This window comes from Actinoplanes sp. NPDC051859, from assembly GCF_044452725.1.
GTDB lineage: Bacteria > Actinomycetota > Actinomycetes > Mycobacteriales > Micromonosporaceae > Actinoplanes.
The window spans coordinates 166,137-181,104 of the sequence record NZ_JBITBX010000002.1; the positions used below are offsets into that span (position 1 = coordinate 166,137).

At 70.7% G+C, this 14,968-nt stretch carries 13 protein-coding genes; 4 read left to right on the forward strand and 9 right to left on the reverse strand.

Translation table 11 applies throughout. The features are described 5' to 3' along the window. Window positions 1-3: 3 nt before the first annotated feature. Window positions 4-1,539 (reverse strand): serine/threonine-protein kinase, encoded by a 1,536-nt coding sequence (locus ACIA1L_RS04650; protein ID WP_396071141.1) that lies wholly within the window; start codon window positions 1,537-1,539, stop codon window positions 4-6. A 317-nt stretch (window positions 1,540-1,856) separates the two neighbouring features. Next, complete coding sequence (locus tag ACIA1L_RS04655) at window positions 1,857-2,435, reverse strand: hypothetical protein (protein ID WP_396071142.1); 579 nt, start codon at window positions 2,433-2,435, stop codon at window positions 1,857-1,859. 362 nt (window positions 2,436-2,797) lie between these two features. On the opposite strand from ACIA1L_RS04655, the gene ACIA1L_RS04660 reads away from it, so the two are divergent. After that, window positions 2,798-3,166 carry an STAS domain-containing protein gene (locus tag ACIA1L_RS04660; protein ID WP_396071143.1) on the forward strand — a complete coding sequence of 123 codons (369 nt, stop codon included), beginning with the start codon at window positions 2,798-2,800 and terminating at the stop codon, window positions 3,164-3,166. 61 nt (window positions 3,167-3,227) lie between these two features. Here ACIA1L_RS04660 and surE read toward each other — a convergent pair whose 3' ends face one another. Genes surE through ACIA1L_RS04675 form a run of 3 tightly spaced genes read right to left on the reverse strand, consistent with a single transcriptional unit; the run spans window position 3,228 to window position 5,978 of the window. Then, entirely contained in the window at window positions 3,228-4,070 is an 843-nt protein-coding gene (gene surE / locus ACIA1L_RS04665; RefSeq protein WP_396071144.1) for a 5'/3'-nucleotidase SurE, read from the reverse strand. Next, the gene (locus tag ACIA1L_RS04670) at window positions 4,067-5,005 is read right to left on the reverse strand and encodes a 1-phosphofructokinase family hexose kinase (RefSeq protein WP_396071145.1); all 939 of its coding nucleotides are present in this window, start codon (window positions 5,003-5,005) and stop codon (window positions 4,067-4,069) included. The genes surE and ACIA1L_RS04670 overlap by 4 nt, the downstream gene beginning before the upstream one ends. A gap of 55 nt (window positions 5,006-5,060) precedes the next feature. Next, window positions 5,061-5,978: a cation diffusion facilitator family transporter gene (locus ACIA1L_RS04675; protein ID WP_396071146.1), complete on the reverse strand. Its 918-nt coding sequence runs from the start codon at window positions 5,976-5,978 to the stop codon at window positions 5,061-5,063. A 137-nt stretch (window positions 5,979-6,115) separates the two neighbouring features. Here ACIA1L_RS04675 and ACIA1L_RS04680 point away from each other — a divergent pair, with 137 nt between their 5' ends. Next, complete coding sequence (locus ACIA1L_RS04680; RefSeq protein ID WP_396071147.1) at window positions 6,116-7,042, forward strand: superoxide dismutase; 927 nt, start codon at window positions 6,116-6,118, stop codon at window positions 7,040-7,042. Here the strand turns inward: ACIA1L_RS04680 and ACIA1L_RS04685 are convergent. From ACIA1L_RS04685 to ACIA1L_RS04695, 3 genes are all read right to left on the reverse strand, one after another. After that, window positions 7,029-9,155: a HelD family protein gene (locus ACIA1L_RS04685; protein WP_396071148.1), complete on the reverse strand. Its 2,127-nt coding sequence runs from the start codon at window positions 9,153-9,155 to the stop codon at window positions 7,029-7,031. The genes ACIA1L_RS04680 and ACIA1L_RS04685 overlap by 14 nt on opposite strands. A gap of 191 nt (window positions 9,156-9,346) precedes the next feature. Beyond that, entirely contained in the window at window positions 9,347-10,288 is a 942-nt protein-coding gene (locus tag ACIA1L_RS04690; RefSeq protein WP_396071149.1) for an alpha/beta fold hydrolase, read from the reverse strand. 262 nt (window positions 10,289-10,550) lie between these two features. Beyond that, on the reverse strand, window positions 10,551-10,880 hold the full coding sequence (locus ACIA1L_RS04695; RefSeq protein WP_396071150.1) for a hypothetical protein: 330 nt from the start codon (window positions 10,878-10,880) through the stop codon (window positions 10,551-10,553). 243 nt (window positions 10,881-11,123) lie between these two features. Here ACIA1L_RS04695 and ACIA1L_RS04700 point away from each other — a divergent pair, with 243 nt between their 5' ends. Further along, window positions 11,124-11,615: a DUF3145 domain-containing protein gene (locus tag ACIA1L_RS04700; protein ID WP_396071151.1), complete on the forward strand. Its 492-nt coding sequence runs from the start codon at window positions 11,124-11,126 to the stop codon at window positions 11,613-11,615. A 140-nt stretch (window positions 11,616-11,755) separates the two neighbouring features. Next, window positions 11,756-13,486, forward strand: coding sequence for a glycoside hydrolase family 3 protein (locus ACIA1L_RS04705; RefSeq protein ID WP_396071761.1), 1,731 nt, complete (start codon window positions 11,756-11,758; stop codon window positions 13,484-13,486). 54 nt (window positions 13,487-13,540) lie between these two features. Here the strand turns inward: ACIA1L_RS04705 and ACIA1L_RS04710 are convergent, their stop codons facing one another. Next, the gene (locus ACIA1L_RS04710; RefSeq protein ID WP_396071152.1) at window positions 13,541-14,965 is read right to left on the reverse strand and encodes an acyl-CoA carboxylase subunit beta; all 1,425 of its coding nucleotides are present in this window, start codon (window positions 14,963-14,965) and stop codon (window positions 13,541-13,543) included. Window positions 14,966-14,968: the final 3 nt, after the last annotated feature.

The window sequence follows — 14,968 nt, forward strand, 5'->3', positions numbered from 1 at the left end:
GCGCTAGTTAGTGCCGACGCCCACGCCGTTGGCGATGCCTGCGCCGGCGGCGCCACCCGCGTCGCCGCCCGCACCGTCGCCGTTGTTGCTGCCGCCACCGTCACCGTCGCTCGGCTTGGGGTCGACGGACGGCGGGGTGGACGGAACTGGCGGGATGGATGGCTTCGTCGTCGTGGCGGTCGGCTCCACCGTTTTGGTGGTGGTGGCCGTGGCCGGAGCCGACGTGGCGGGCTTGGACGTCACCGGCGGGAGCTGCGGCGGATCGTTGCGCTGCGGGGCCTTGGTGGGCTCGTCCTTGGCTGGCTCGAGCGGGCTCTCGGTCTCCTCCGCGGGCTGCGTGACCGCCGGGTCGCCGGTGCGGTTCTGGTCCGCGTCGCTGGAGTTGGACCTGTTCACCCAGATGGCGGCGCCGAGTCCGGCGGCCACGACAAACAGGGCGATGACCATGAGGAGCGCGGCCCGCTGTCCCTTCGACTGCCGTGGCGGGGCGGCGGTTGGCGCCGGGGCAGCTTCGAGCAGGTTGCGCTGCACCGGCATCCGCCCGGGCGCACCGGCGGCCACCGGGCGGGTCATCGCGGTCCGGGTCGAGGACTGCCGGGTCATCCGAGCGCCCGAACTGGCGGCGCCGTGGAGTGAGGCGCCGCCGGTGGCGGGTCGCACGATCGCCGTGCGGGTGAGGCCGGTGCCGGTTTGTGCACGCCAGTCCAGGGTTCCCGTCACGGCCAGCGCGGCCTCGGCGAACTCTGCGGCGCTCGCGAACCGGTCGGCCGGCTTCTTCGCCATTGCCCGGCTGATCAGCGCGCGCACCTCCGGCGGCGCCACGGTGTCGGGCAGCGGCTCGGGGTCGTCCTCGAGATGCCGCAACGCCACCTGCAACGCGTTGTCGCCGTCGAAGGGCGGCACGCCGGAAATGCAGTGGTACGCCACGGCGCCGAGCGCATAGATGTCGGTCGCGGAGCTGACATTGCCCTTGGAGACCTGTTCGGGCGCCATGTAGAGGGCGGTGCCGACGATGGCGTTCAGGCCGGTCACGCTGGTCACCTGCGCGGAGCGGGCCACCCCGAAGTCGACGAGGATCACCGCGCCGTTCGGCTTGACGATGAGATTGCCGGGCTTCACGTCACGGTGGACGGTGCCGTTCTCGTGCGCGGCGTGCAGGGCGTCGGCGGCCTGCGAGACGATCGACATGGTCTCGGCGACCCCGAGCCGGCCCTGCTCTTTGAGCCGGGCGGAGAGCGGCTCCCCGTCGACAAACGCCATGACCAGGTAGGCGCACTGCTCCTCGTCGTCGGCATCGCCTGCGCTGTAGTCGTAGACCTCGACGACGCCGGGGTGTCGGAACGCGGCCATCATCCGGGCCTCGCCGTAGAAGCGGGCTGCGAATTCGGGGTCGGTCAGCATCGCAGTGCGCAGCACCTTGACGGCGATCGTCCGGTTGAGCACGACGTCGGTGCCCCGCCACACGTCGCCCATCCCACCGGTGGCGATGCGCTCGTCCAACCGGTAGCGGTTGTCCAGGAGACTTCCCGAACTGAGCACCAGCGGACCTATCTACTCGGGTGTTGCCACGACCGGACCGGACGACTCGAGGTCAGGCCCCCGAGCCGCGGACAACGATACAGATTGCTCGCCTGCTCCGGCGAGGTCGGTGGGTTGCGGACAGAACCCCCCGAATGGTGCCGTCAAGCAGGCACAAGGTCAGTTTTCTCCCCGTACGGATGGCTCTGCCACCCACCGAAACGGGAGAGTAGCGCGCGGTGTCAACCGAGGTGCGCGCACAAGAACGGCGGGTGACTGCCGGGCGGCAAAGGGCTCCGCCCGGCAGTCACCCGCCGAAGTCAGTACTGCCGAAGTCGTTACTTGGGGGCGTCGTACGTCGGGGTGACGACGATCGCGGTTTCGGCCAGCTCGAGCTGCTCGTTCTCGGCCCGGCGCTCGGCCGCGGCGCGGGCGGTGGCGGCTGCGGCCCAACCGAGGGCGACCCCGATCAGGCTGGCACCGAGGATGAGCCCCCACGGCAGGCCCGGCTTGCGGCCGGCAAGGGCGTCGGCGGCCAGGTGTGCCCTGGCCCAGGCCTCGTCGGTTGCCGCGTTCACCCGCGCGCCGGCCTTGCCGGCTAGCTTGTGGCCTTCCTTCGTGAATTTGTGGCTTTCCTTACTGGCTCTGTCGGCGAGGCGGTGACTTTCCTTTGTCGCCCGCTTGGCCAGCCGGTGGCTTTCCTTGGTCGCTTTGTCCGCCAGCTTGTGGCTGTGCTTCGCGGCCTTGTCCGCCTGCTGGGACGCCTTGCCGGCCAGTTCGGTGGCTTTCGCGCCGGCGTAGCCTGCGGTGATCTTGCCGGCATCTCGGGCGCTCTCGCCGGCCGACGCCATGGCCGACGACAGGTAGTCCCAGGCCTCGGCGGCGGTGCGCTCGGCCGTGCTCTTACGGGAAAACATCGTCTCTACCTCCTGCGATCGCCGATTGCGGCGCTCGGTCACTGCCTGGTGGGTTGCCCACCTCGATCGGCGCGCAAACGTGTCGTGAACAGCAGTGGTCCGTCACATGTGGACGGCCCCGCGCCCATTATTCGATAGACCGGCCTGGGTACGCTTGCTCCGGTTTCGCACATGGCGCGCGGTGACTTCATAGGTGGCACACAGCCACCTGTCAGTTTGGCGCGCTACTGTCCGGTGCGGTTTCACCGGACCCTACGGGGGTAGTAAACGCCGCCCCCGGCGAGGGACGTCCGTGAGTGTGCGGACCCTCTCGTACGAGGAGAGAACGCCTGGGGCATCCCGGGTGGGTGGAGGTAACACACGTGACGTTGTCGATAACGACGTCGATGAGGACCACCGGTGTGGTGGAGATCTCACCGCAGGGTGAGATCGACGTCGAGAACGCGTACGAAATCAAGGATGCCGTGGCGCAGCAGCTGGCCGCGGGCACACCGCAGCGCATTGAGCTCGACATGCACGGCGTCTCTTTCATTGACTCCGTGGGCATCTCTGCCCTGGTGGCTGCTTTCCAGCTCGCCAGCGTCGGCGGGGTGAAGCTGGTCGTGACCCGGCCGAGTCGGTTTGCGCACCGCCAGCTGTGGGTGACCGGCCTGCTCGGCTTGTTCGGCGCACCGGAGCCGTGCACGAATTGCGGCGACCCGGCCCATCAGAAGGTGCCCTCCCGCGCCTGATCTTCGCAGACCTGGAAAAGCGGCGGCCACCTGTGCAGGTGGCCGCCGCTTTTGTGTGCGCTTAGATCGCGGGCGTCTGGACGACGATGTTCTCGAGGTTGATCTTTACATCGGTGGCCTCGCCGGGCGCCCGGATCGGCGTCACTACCGCGTAGCCCTCGGCGAGAGCGGCCAGGTCGGTGCCCGGCTCGAGCTCCTCGTCGGCAGCCTGGACCGCCGTGCGGACGAAGCCCTCACCAGCCTCCGCGATGCTCATCTGGACCTGGCCGAATCGGGCCAACCGCGCCCGACGCAACCCCCGAATGCCATCGACGTGCAGGTCAGGCACGTTCACGTTGAGTACGGTGCCGGGCGGGGTGTGCGTCAACGTCGGCAGCAACTTGACCGCCAGCTCGGCCGCGCTCACCCAGTGCCGTTTCTCGTCATCGGCCTTGTCGAGGTCGGCGATCGCCTGGCCGCCGCTCGCCGCGGTGCCGTTGGCGGGGGAGAGGACGTCCAGGGACACGGCGAGGCCGTGCAGCCCGGCGTGGGAGGCCGTCAGGGTGGCGCCGACCGTGCCCGAGTGAACCACGGCCGCGCCGGCGTTGGCGCCCCGGTTGATGCCGGAGAGGACGATGTCGGGGTGCGGGCCGAAGGCGCCGCGCATGGCGAGCAGGACGATGAAGGCAGGGGAGGCCGCTACCGCGTACGCGGGAACGTTCTTGACCCCCGGCAGTTCGCGGGGCTCGACGCAGATTTGGCCGTTTTTCTCGACCGCGGTCATGGCAGCGCTGGTGCCGCTGGCCTCGGTCATCGGTGCCGCCACCACGACGTCGAAGCCCTGCCGGGCGGCTGCGCGGGCCAGCCAACGGATGCCGGGGGCGTCGATGCCGTCGTCGTTGGTGATGAGAATGCGTGGCGTCATGCGGGCACCTTCGCGTCGACGGGGGTCAGCCGTACCCGCTCGGTGAGTACCTGGACGGCGTCGATGCGGCCCGTCCCGAGTCCGTGGCGGGTGACGTTGAGGGCACCGGCGGCGGCGCCCGTACGCACAGCGTCACACAGCGTGCCGCCCTGTGCCAGTACGGCGGCCACTCCCGCGGTCATGGAGTCACCCGCGCCGCGCGACTCGGCGGCCACCATCCGGGGCATGTCGACCTCGTAGACCGTGTCCTCGATCAGGGCCAGTGCGCCCTCATCGGCGCGGGACACCAGGGCGACCTGGGCGCCGTCGTCGTGCAGCTTGAAGAGGGCCTTGGTGATGGACTTGACCGACGCGTCCTTGATCATCCCGTCGCGGAGCAGCTCCTCGTGGCTGACCTTGACCACGTACGGGCGTGCCTCCAGGGCGGCCATCAGGTGCGCGGCGGACAGGTCGATGATCACCTTGCAGCCGTTGGCGCCCAGGTCGGTGGCGAGCCGGCGGTAGACCTCGGCGGGCACGACAGACGGGTGCGCGGGGCCGCTGAGCACGGCGATTCCGGCGCGCAGTCCCTCGGCCAGCGCGAGGCTGTACAGCTCGTCCATCTCGTGCCGGGACAGCGGCTGTCCCGGGTCCTCGGCGAGCTCTTCGCGCTTGCCGCTGCGGCGGTCGTGCACGTACCAGCCCGTACCCGACTCGCGCTTGATGGTCTTGAGCGTGACGCCGTGGAACTTGAGCAGCGGCTCCAGGACCCGGCCGACCTCGCCGCCCGCGGCGGAGCAGAGGGTGACCTGCGCGCCCAGGAGCGTGATCATGCGGGCCTGCCAGACACCTTGACCGCCGGGGTGCACGTGCAGCTCGGACTTGTCGTTCTGCTGCTCGATGGTCACGGTGAGCTGGGGAGCCGGCACGAAGACCATGACCCCTTTGTTACCCATGCGCACAGTCTTACGCCATTAGCCAGGAGTGTGGGCCTGATCCGGAATTTAGGCGTTACCAGCCCACCGGCGTGCAGGAGCGGCCCTCGGCGCCGGCGGGCTCGACCTGCAGCGTGGCGTGGTCGATCTCGAAGTCGTGGTGCAGGGTCTCGCGGGCGGCGGCGAGGACGTCGCCCAGCTCGGCGGCCGGTTCCAGGCTGAGATGGGCCGAGGCGACGTCCATGCCCGAGGTCAGCGTCCAGACGTGCAGGTCGTGCACGTCGGCAACGCCGGGGACCGCGGCGAGCCGGTCGCGGACCTGGGTCATGTCGAGGTGCTTGGGGGCGGCCTGCACGAGAATCCGCACGGCGGAGCGCGCGAGCGCGAAGGTCCGCGGCAGGATCATCAGGGCGACGAGCACGGCGACGATCGGGTCGGCGTACGACCAGCCGGTGATCGCGATGACGCCGGCCGCCAGGATGACCCCGGCCGAGCCGAGCAGGTCGCCGACCACTTCCAGGTAGGCGCCGCGGACGTTGATGCTCTCCTTCGCGCCCGAGCGCAGCAGTGCGAACGCGACGATGTTGGCGATCAGGCCGCCGACCGCGACGATCAGCATCGTGCCGGCCGGAACGTCCGGCGGCTCGCTGAACCGCCGGGCGGCCTCGACCAGGACGAACACCGCGACGCCCGTGAGCAGCAGGGCGTTCGCCAGCGCGGCGAGCACTTCGAGCCGATAGAGCCCGAACGTACGCCGGGAGTCGTCCCGGGACCGGCCGGCGGCATGGATCGCGGCGAGCGCCATCGCGATGCCGAGCACGTCGGTGAACATGTGCCCGGCGTCGGACAGCAGCGCGAGTGAGCCGGTGAGCAGGGCGGCGACCGCTTCCAGGACCATGAACCCGGCTAGCAGCCCGGCGGCCCACCACAGTCGTGACCGGTGTCGCTCGCCGGCGCGCAATGCCTGCCCGCCATGGTCGTGCCCGGCTCCCATGAGCCCACCTTCCGTCGCAGCCACCCGACTCGGCCCAATATATGTTCACATCGCTATGTGTGCAATTTGAACCCGATTGTCATCACCGGGGTATGCAATCGACGACAAACCGGCCCCGTGTGGAGGGAACAGATCCCGTGCCCAGACGCATCCTCGCGCTTGTCACCCTGACGGCGCTCGCCATCACCGCAGCCCCACCCGCGCCCGCCTCCGCGACGCCCACCGGGTCCTTCGCGCCGCGGGTCATCGGCCTGCCGGACGGGTTCCAGCCCGAGGGCATCGCCATCGGCACGCTTCCGTACGCCTACTTCGGCTCCCGCGTCGACGGCGACATCTACCGCGCGAACCTGCACACCGGCCGGGGCAAGGTGATCAGCCAGGGGCCAGGCACTCCGTCGCTCGGCCTCAAGCTCGACCACCGCGGCCGGCTGTTCGTCGCGGGCGGCAACGGCGGCAACGCCCGGGTGCTGAACGCCGCCACCGGACAGGTGCTGCGGTCGTACCCGCTGCAGACCGTGCCCGCCTTCATCAACGACGTGGTGCTCACCGGGCGGGCCGCCTGGTACACCGACTCGGCGAACCCGGTGCTGTTCAAGCTGCCGCTCGGCCGGCACGGCGCGCTACCCGCGGAAGCGGAGCGGGTGCCGATCACCGGCGACCTGGTCTACACGACCGGCAACAACGCCAACGGCATCACGGCGACGCCGGACGGCCGCGGCCTGATCGTCGTCCAGTCCAACACCGGCAAACTCTTCCGGACCACGTACGCGGGCGTGACGCAGCAGATCGACCTGGGCGGCGAGTCGGTCCCCAACGGAGACGGCCTGTGGCTGCGCGGCTCGACCCTCTACGTCGTCCAGAACCGCCTCAACACCATCGCCAAGATCAAACTCAACAGGCAAGCCACCAAGGGTACGGTCGTCAGCCGCACCACCAGCCCCGCCTTCGACGTCCCCACCACGATCGCCGAGTACGGCAACCGCTTCTACCTGCCCAACGCCCGGTTCACCACCACTCCGACGCCGGAAACGACCTACACCGCGGTCGCGATCAGGCGTCCGTAGCCGCCCATGCCGTCGTGCTGATCGTGGTGAGGCGCTGGGTGGCACGGGAGAGTGCGACATACAGCGTGCGTACGCCACTGTCGTCCGTGGCGATCTCGGCCGGTTGCACCAGCACGACCGCGTCGTACTCCATGCCCTTCGCCTCCAGTGCGGTCACCACCCGTACCCGCTCCGGTAGCCCCGCCACCCAGTGCGCCATCTCGTCCCGGCGGGGCACCGGCGTGATGACACCGATCGTGCCGTCCACGTCGGCCAGGTGCTTTTCCGCCGCCTGCCGCACCGACTCCGACAGCTCCGCCGCCGGGACCAGCTGATCGACCGGCTCGACGCCCGTGCTGCGTACCGCGCGGGGCAGTGGCAGGTCCGGCATGATCGAGCGGATCACCCGGGCCGCGACCGCGAAGATCTCCGACGAGTTGCGGTAGTTCGTGGTCAGCGCATACGTGCTGCGCCGCCGGGAACCCAACGCCTTGTCGCGCGCCCGGTCCAGCTCGGTGACATCGCCCGGCCAGGCCGTCTGCGCGGGGTCGCCGACGATCGTCCACGAGGCGTACGTGCCGCGCCGCCCGACCATGCGCCACTGCATCGGCGACACGTCCTGCGCCTCGTCCACCACCACGTGGGCGAAGTCGCGGTAGTCCTCCTCGCGCTGCACGGCCTGCGCACGGGCTGCCTGCTGGCGGTCGGCGAACGTGCTGACCTCCTGGATGCCGTCGCGCACGTGGAACGGGTTCTTCGACTTCTGCTGCGGCTTGCGCGGCCGGCCCATCAGCTCGTCCAGCTCGTCCAACAGCGCCACGTCCGCGATCGTGGGGCCGTGCTCGGCGAGCGCGTCGAACGACCCCTGCAACAGCGCGATCTCTTCCTTCGACAACAGCCCGTTCGCGTACGCCCGCAGTCGGCCCGGATCGGCCAGCCACCGCAGCACCCGCATCGGCGTGAACCGCGGCCACCAGGCTCGCAGGAAGTTGCGGAAGTCGGCGCGGTCAGCCAGCTCGGCTTCGAACTCCCGCTTCTCCGGCAGGTTCCGGATCGACTGCCGGGCCTGCGCCCACAACGCGTCGAACAGCCGGTCGAAGCCGTGCCCGCGGACCTCGTTGCGGCGGGCACCGCGCGGCAGCGCTTTGCGGCGTACCCGATCGAGGTCGCCGGCGTCCAGCCGCAGCAGCGTGCCCCGGTAGAGCAGCCGCAGCTCGGTGGGGCCGTTCGGCACCGCGTCGTGCGAGGCTCGCTCCAGCACCCGGCGCATCCGCAGCGACCCCTTGATCGCCGCGACATCCGTCGGATCGACCCGACCGGTGTCGTAACCCGGCACCAGCGAACCCAGTGAGCGCAGCGTCGCCGTCTCCTCGCCCAGCGACGGCAGCACCGTGGCGATGTAGTCGACAAACACCCCGGACGGTCCGACCACCAGGATGCCGCCGCCCGCGAACCGGCTCCGATCCGCATACAACAGGTACGCAGCCCGGTGCAGGGCGACGGCGGTCTTGCCGGTCCCGGGTCCACCGGTCACGATCGTCACGCCCAGTGCGGGGGAGCGGATCGCCTCGTCCTGCTCGCGTTGGATGGTGGCGACGATGTCCCGCATGCCCCGGCCGGTGGCCTTCGACAGGCTGGCTAGCAGCGCGCCGTCGCCGACCACGCGCAGGTCGTCCGGTGCCGCCTCCGGGTCCAGCAGGTCGTCCTCGATGCCGGTGACCCGCTCCCGAGCCGACTGGATCATGCGCCGCCGGACCACGCCTTGCGGGTCGGCGGGTGTGGCCCGATAGAAGGCGGCGGCGGCGGGAGCGCGCCAGTCCACGACCAGCGACTGCGACTCGTCGTCCCGAATGCCCATCCGGCCGACGTAGTGCACCGCGCTGGTGTTCATGTCGAGGCGGCCGAACACCAGCCCCTCGTACTCGGTGTCCAGCGCGTGTCGGCGCCGGGCCGCGTGGAACACCATCGCGTCGCGCTCGACGAGGGCGCCGAACGTACCGACCCCGGCGAGCTGATAGCCCTCCTTCTCGGCGCGGGACGCCGTCCGGCGCAGCTCGGCCAGGCGCGCGTACACCCGGTCGACGTGCGCCTGCTCGACGGCGATCTCCTGCTGAAGGACATGGGCGTCACTCAAGGTGGGTCAAACTCCCCGCTCGTCGTTCGTCTGCCTTCCCCGGCGTCGTCCCGTCGGGCGAAGGGGGCAATCGAACTTACTCCTGCCGAGAGAGACGGTCGACGGCGGCACGCCCGATCCCGCGCCCGCCGCCCGCCGAGCCGATGGGTCGCTACCCATCGTCCGCTCGTGCGCGGGGGATATTTTCCACTTTAAGCGGCTTGGTCGTAGCCCGTCCGCCGGGCGACGCGACGGCCCGGGGTCCGGACCTGCGCTGCCTTCTCGACGATCGCGGCCAGCGCGGCGGAAACCTCGGCCGGTCGTTCCAGCATCAGCATGTGCCCCGCGTCCGGACAGACGGTGAGCTCGGTGCCCGGTAAGGCCTCGGCGATCGACTCGGCACAAGCCGGCGGTGTCAGTCGGTCCTTCTCGCCCACCAGCACCGCCGCGGGCACGTCGCCCAGCGCGGCGAGCGTGTGCAGCCGCTGCTGCGCGCCGACCGAAGCCCGGAAGCCACCGATCGACCGCAGCGACGCCCGCCCGATCGCGGACATCGTCACTTCCAGGTCACCCGGCTCGTGCTCCTCACCGAAGAGCAGCCAGCGCACGCCGGGCCGCAGCGCCGGCAACATCGCCCGATGCGGCCGCCACGCGCCGAGCCGGGCCAGCACTCCGGCGCCGGTCTGCTCCGCCGCCCGCAGGATCGGGGTCAACGGCGTCGGCAGTCCGTAACAGGTGTGCGTGGCGCCCTCAGCGGTGGTGGAGACGAAGAGCAGGCCGGCAACCCGCTCGGCGAACTCCTCCGGGTACAGGTCGGCGTACTCCATGATCGTCATCCCGCCCAGCGAATGCCCGGCCAGCACGACCGGGCCGGTCGGGGCGTACGCGTCGATCACCTCAGCGAGATCGTCCCCCAGCTGTTGCACCGTGGCCGACCGCAGCCTCGTCACACTGGACCGACCATGGCCGCGGGCGTCGTACGCGATCACGCGAGCCCCGGTGCCCGCCAAAGCCCGATGCTGGTAATGCCAGGTGCGCCGATCCAGGCACCACCCGTGCAGGAAGACGACGGTCACCGCGGCGTCGGCCGGCCCGGACGTCTCCACATGCAGCCGTACGCCGTCGGCGAGGGTGAATTCCGATCGCTCGAACATGGGCACCTCCGTGTGTCGCACGGCCCCGCAGTACCCACGGGTAACAATCATCACGCGCCTGACCCGAAATTGCCACCGTGCGACGAAATCTTTGCGACTCCGAGTCGAGCCGCGGTCGAGCGGGAATACTGCGCGCCCGACTCGTAGGTTCCTGTCCTAGTTAAGGGCAGCAGAAGGTGCTCTCCGGGCTTCCTCGCCTGGGCAGCAAAAAGGCGCTCCCCGGGCGAGGAAGCCCGGAGAGCGCCTTGTCGCTAGGTGGAGCTCAGCCCTCGAAGACGCCAGCGTCGACGAGCCGCTGCTCAGTGGCGGCCCAGCCGTGCTGCGGGAAGGTCTGCTCGTAGCTCTGCAGCTCGGCGCGGATCTTCGCACCGTGGCCGGCAGCGGAGAGGACCCGGATCTCCTCGACGAAGGCGTCCGAGTCGGTCTTGAGGTGCGCAGTCTTGCCGTTGGTCAGGTTGCGCACATACGCAAACCGGCCGTTGGCCAGCGGGATGAGGTACTTGAACTCACCGAGCACGCTGAGGGCGCCACCCTGGCCTGCCTGGCCGGCGCGGACGGATGCGCGGGCGGTCTTCGAGGTGTTGCTCGCCACGGCGGTACTCCTTGGGAAAGAACGGGTGTCGGCATAAATCGCCGGAGCAATCCTACACGAGCAGCGCCGGGCCGCACCGCGGGAGCCTCCTGGTCCGTTAGGTCAGGTGTAGCACTGCGGCCAATCACATGTCGATATTGCGGTTTCTCTGGCGCACCATCCGTACCACCCGGCATCATGGAGCACGATCAACCGCGGTCGAGGTCGTAGGGGAAGACGCACCTCGGTCTCCGGGAGGTCACCGTGCCAACGTGTGGCGTCGTATACGTCCACTCGACCCCACTCGCCGTGTGCCAGCACGTCGAGTGGGCGATCGCGCGCGTCCTGACCGCGCCGGTCACCCTGCACTGGACTGCGCAGCCGGTCGATCCCGGCATGCAGCGGTCCGAGTGCAGCTGGACCGGTCGGCCAGGTACCGGCGCCGAGCTGGCTGCTGCCCTCCGGCAGTGGCCCATGATCCGTTTCGAGGTCACCGAGGAGCCGAGCCCCGGCATGGACGGGGAACGCTTCATGCACGTGCCCGGCCGCGGTCTGTTCCACGGCACGATCGGTGCCGCCGGCGACATCCAGATCGGCGAGGACCGCCTCCGCGCGATCATGGCCTCGGCCCGAGCCCCGGAGGCACTGTCCCACGCCCTCGACAAAGCTCTGGGCACCGCCTGGGACGCCGAACTCGAGCCCTACCGCTACGCCGGCGACGGCGCCCCCCTCACCCTCCTCACCCGCGTCGGCTGACCGCGCGCGGCCCGAGGACCGGGTGTCGGCCATAGGACTCCGTGCGTTGCCGCTTCGTGGTGTTTCCGGCGGGCGACGTAGGGTGGGCGGCGGTCGTGCTCCCGCGGCCGGTTCGACGATGGCGGCTGGAGCTGGTGCACATGGTGTGCGTGAGCAGAGCGCTTCGCGTTGCTGCGTCCGTACCCGTCGGATTGGTGTTGGTGGCCTGCGGCAGTGACGCGCCGGCGAAACCGCGAGCCGTTCCTAGCTCCGCGTCCGCGCCGGTGGCCGTGCCCGCGGCGCCGAGCGCAAGTGCCTCGGTGGGCGGCGATCCCGCGCAGCGGGCTGGCGCCGCGGCCAGTGCCATGAGTGACGTGCAGCTCGCGGGACAAGTGCTCATGCCTTATGCGTACGGTGCTGATGCGGACAAGGTGGACGCTGCCGCCGCCGCGGGGAACCAGCGGCTGGGCAAGGTGAACACGCCCGGTGAAATGGTGGCGAAGTTCCACCTGGGTGGACTGATCCTGGTCGGGTTCACCCCGGACGACCCGACCGGGGCGACCAACCCGGCGACAAATGTCGACTCGCCGCAGCAGGTGCGGACGCTGACCGCAGGTCTGCAGGCTGCCGCGCAGCGGGCGCCCGGGGGACAGCCGCTCCTGATCGGCACCGACCAGGAATTCGGTGTGGTCACCCGGATCAGGACCGGGGCCACCCAGCTGCCGGCCGCGATGGCGTTCGGGGCTGCCGGGCGGCCCGAGTTGACCGAAGCCGCCTGGCACGCTGCCGGGACCGAGTTGGCCGCGATGGGCGTCAATGTGGACTTCGCGCCGGTGGCCGACACGCTCGGCCCGGCCGGCAGTTCCGTGATCGGGTCCCGGGCGTACGGTGCTGATCCGGCCGCGAACAGCCTGCAGGTAGGTGCCGCGGTCCGGGGGCTCGAAGCGGCCGGGGTGTCGGCCGCGCTGAAACATTTCCCGGGGCATGGGCACACGACGGGGGACAGTCACGACGGCCTGCCGGTCGTCCAGCACTCTGCGGCCGAGTGGGCGAAGCGGGACCGACCGCCGTTCGATGCGGGGGTTGCCGCCGGGGCGGACCTCGTCATGTCCGGCCATCTCGACGTGCAGGGCCTGGACAAGGGCGTCGCGGCGACGTTCTCCCGCAAGATCATGACGGATGAGCTGCGCGGGCGGATGCGGTTCACCGGGGTGGCCGTCACCGACGCGATGAACATGGCGCCGGCGATGAAGTGGCCGCCCGGTGAGGCCGCGGTCCGCGCGCTGAACGCCGGCAACGATGTGCTGCTCATGCCGCCCGACCTCGCCGCCGCCCGGGATGGCATCGTGGCGGGGTTGAAGGACGGCAGCCTGAGCCGGGCGCGGCTTGTCGAAGCCGTCACGCGCATCCTCACGCTGAAGTTCCGTCCGGGTCGTCCGCAGCCCGCACTGTCCGTGCTGGAGTCCGAGGGGCACCGCAAGGCCGTCGACGCGGCCGCTGCGGCGGCGATCACCGTCCTGAAGGGCCGTTGTTCCGGCCCGCTGATCAACGGCCCGGTCACCGTCACCGCCTCCGGCGGTCGGGAAGTCGCGCGGGTCACGCTGGTCGAGGAGCTGCGCAAGGCCGGCGTGCAGGTCCAGGCCGCGGGCGGCACGATCATCCACCTCGTCGGGTACGGCGACCGCGCCACCGACCTGGATCCCCAAGCGGCGGTCACGGTCATGCTGGACGCGCCTTACTTGCTGTCAGCGGCGCGCTCGGGGGTGCTCGTGGCTACCTATTCGTCCAGCCGGGCGTCGCTGACCGGGTTGTCCGCGGTGCTTGCCGGCAAGGCGAAAGCGCCCGGCCGGTCCCCGGTCGAGGTGCGCGGCCTACCCCGCAGCGCCTGCTAGCACTGACGAAACAGGGGCGCCCCGACCGGGACGCCCCTGTTTCGTGTGCTCGGATCAGAGCGGGATGTTGCCGTGTGCTCCCCGGGCGGCGGGGGCCGCGGCCAGCGCCTCGGCGAGGCGGCGCCGGGTTTCCTCCGGCTTGATGACGTCGTCCACGACGCCGATCTCCAGCGCGCGGTTGACGCCGCCCGCGGTGGTGATCTGCTCCTGGATCAGCTGTTCCCGCAGCGCGTCCCGCTCCTCGTGCGGGGCCGCCGCCAGCTTCTTGCGGTGCAGGATATTCACGGCCGCGCTGGCGCCCATGACCGCCACCTCGGCGTTGGGCCAGGCGAACACCGCGGTGGCACCCAGCGAACGGGAGTTCATCGCGATGTACGCGCCTCCGTACGCCTTGCGCGTCACCAGGGTGACCCGGGGCACGACGGCCTCGGCGAACGCGTGCAGCAGCTTGGCGCCGCGGCGCACGACGCCGTCCCATTCCTGGCCCAGACCGGGCAGGTAGCCGGGCACGTCGACCAGCACGATCAGCGGTACGCCCAGCGAGTCGCACATCCGCACGAACCGCGCGGCCTTCTCGGCGCTGGACGCGTCGAGGCAGCCGCCGAGGCGCAGCGGGTTGTTGGCGATGATGCCGACCGTACGGCCGGCGAATCGGCCCAGGGTCGTGTTGATGTTCGGCGCCCACTTGGCGTGCAGTTCCACACCCGGCTCGTCGAGCAGGGCCTTGACGACCGGCTTGACGTCGTACGCCCGGTTGGCCTCGGCGGGCATCACGGCGCTGAGGTCGTGGCCTTCCTCGGCGCCCTCGGCGATGTCGGCGGGGGTGAGCCGGCCCTGGTGGCCGAGGAGGACGGTGAGCTTGCGCGCCTGAGCGAGGGCGGTCTCGTCGTCCTTGGTCGTGATGTGCACGACGCCGGAGCGGCGGCCGTGCGGCTCGGGGCCACCGAGCCGTTCCATGTCGACCTGCTCACCCGTGACGCTGCGGACCACCTCGGGACCGGTCACGAAGATCCGGCCGCCCTTGCTCATGATCACGATGTCGGTGAGCGCCGGGCCGTACGCGGCACCGCCGGCCGCCGGGCCGAGCACGACCGAGATCTGCGGGACCCGGCCGGAGGCCCGGACCATGGCGGCGAACACCTGGCCGACACCGTCGAGGGCGACGACGCCCTCGGCGAGCCGGGCGCCGCCGGAGTGCCAGAGGCCGAGCACCGGGATCCGCTCGCGGACCGCCGTGTCGATGGCGTCGACGACGTGCCGGCAGCCTTCGAGGCCCATCGCGCCGCCCTGTCGGGTGGCGTCGGTGGCGAAGGCGATGGCCGGCGTGCCGTCGACCTCGCCGCGGGCCCACAGCACGCCCGAGTCGTCCTTGGGCGCCAGCAGGCGCAGGGTGCCCCCGTCGAAGAGCGCGCGCAGGCGCACTTCGGGGTCGCGCTGATCGACTATGGCCGCGTCGGCCGGAGTGGAGGTGGTGGTCACGGC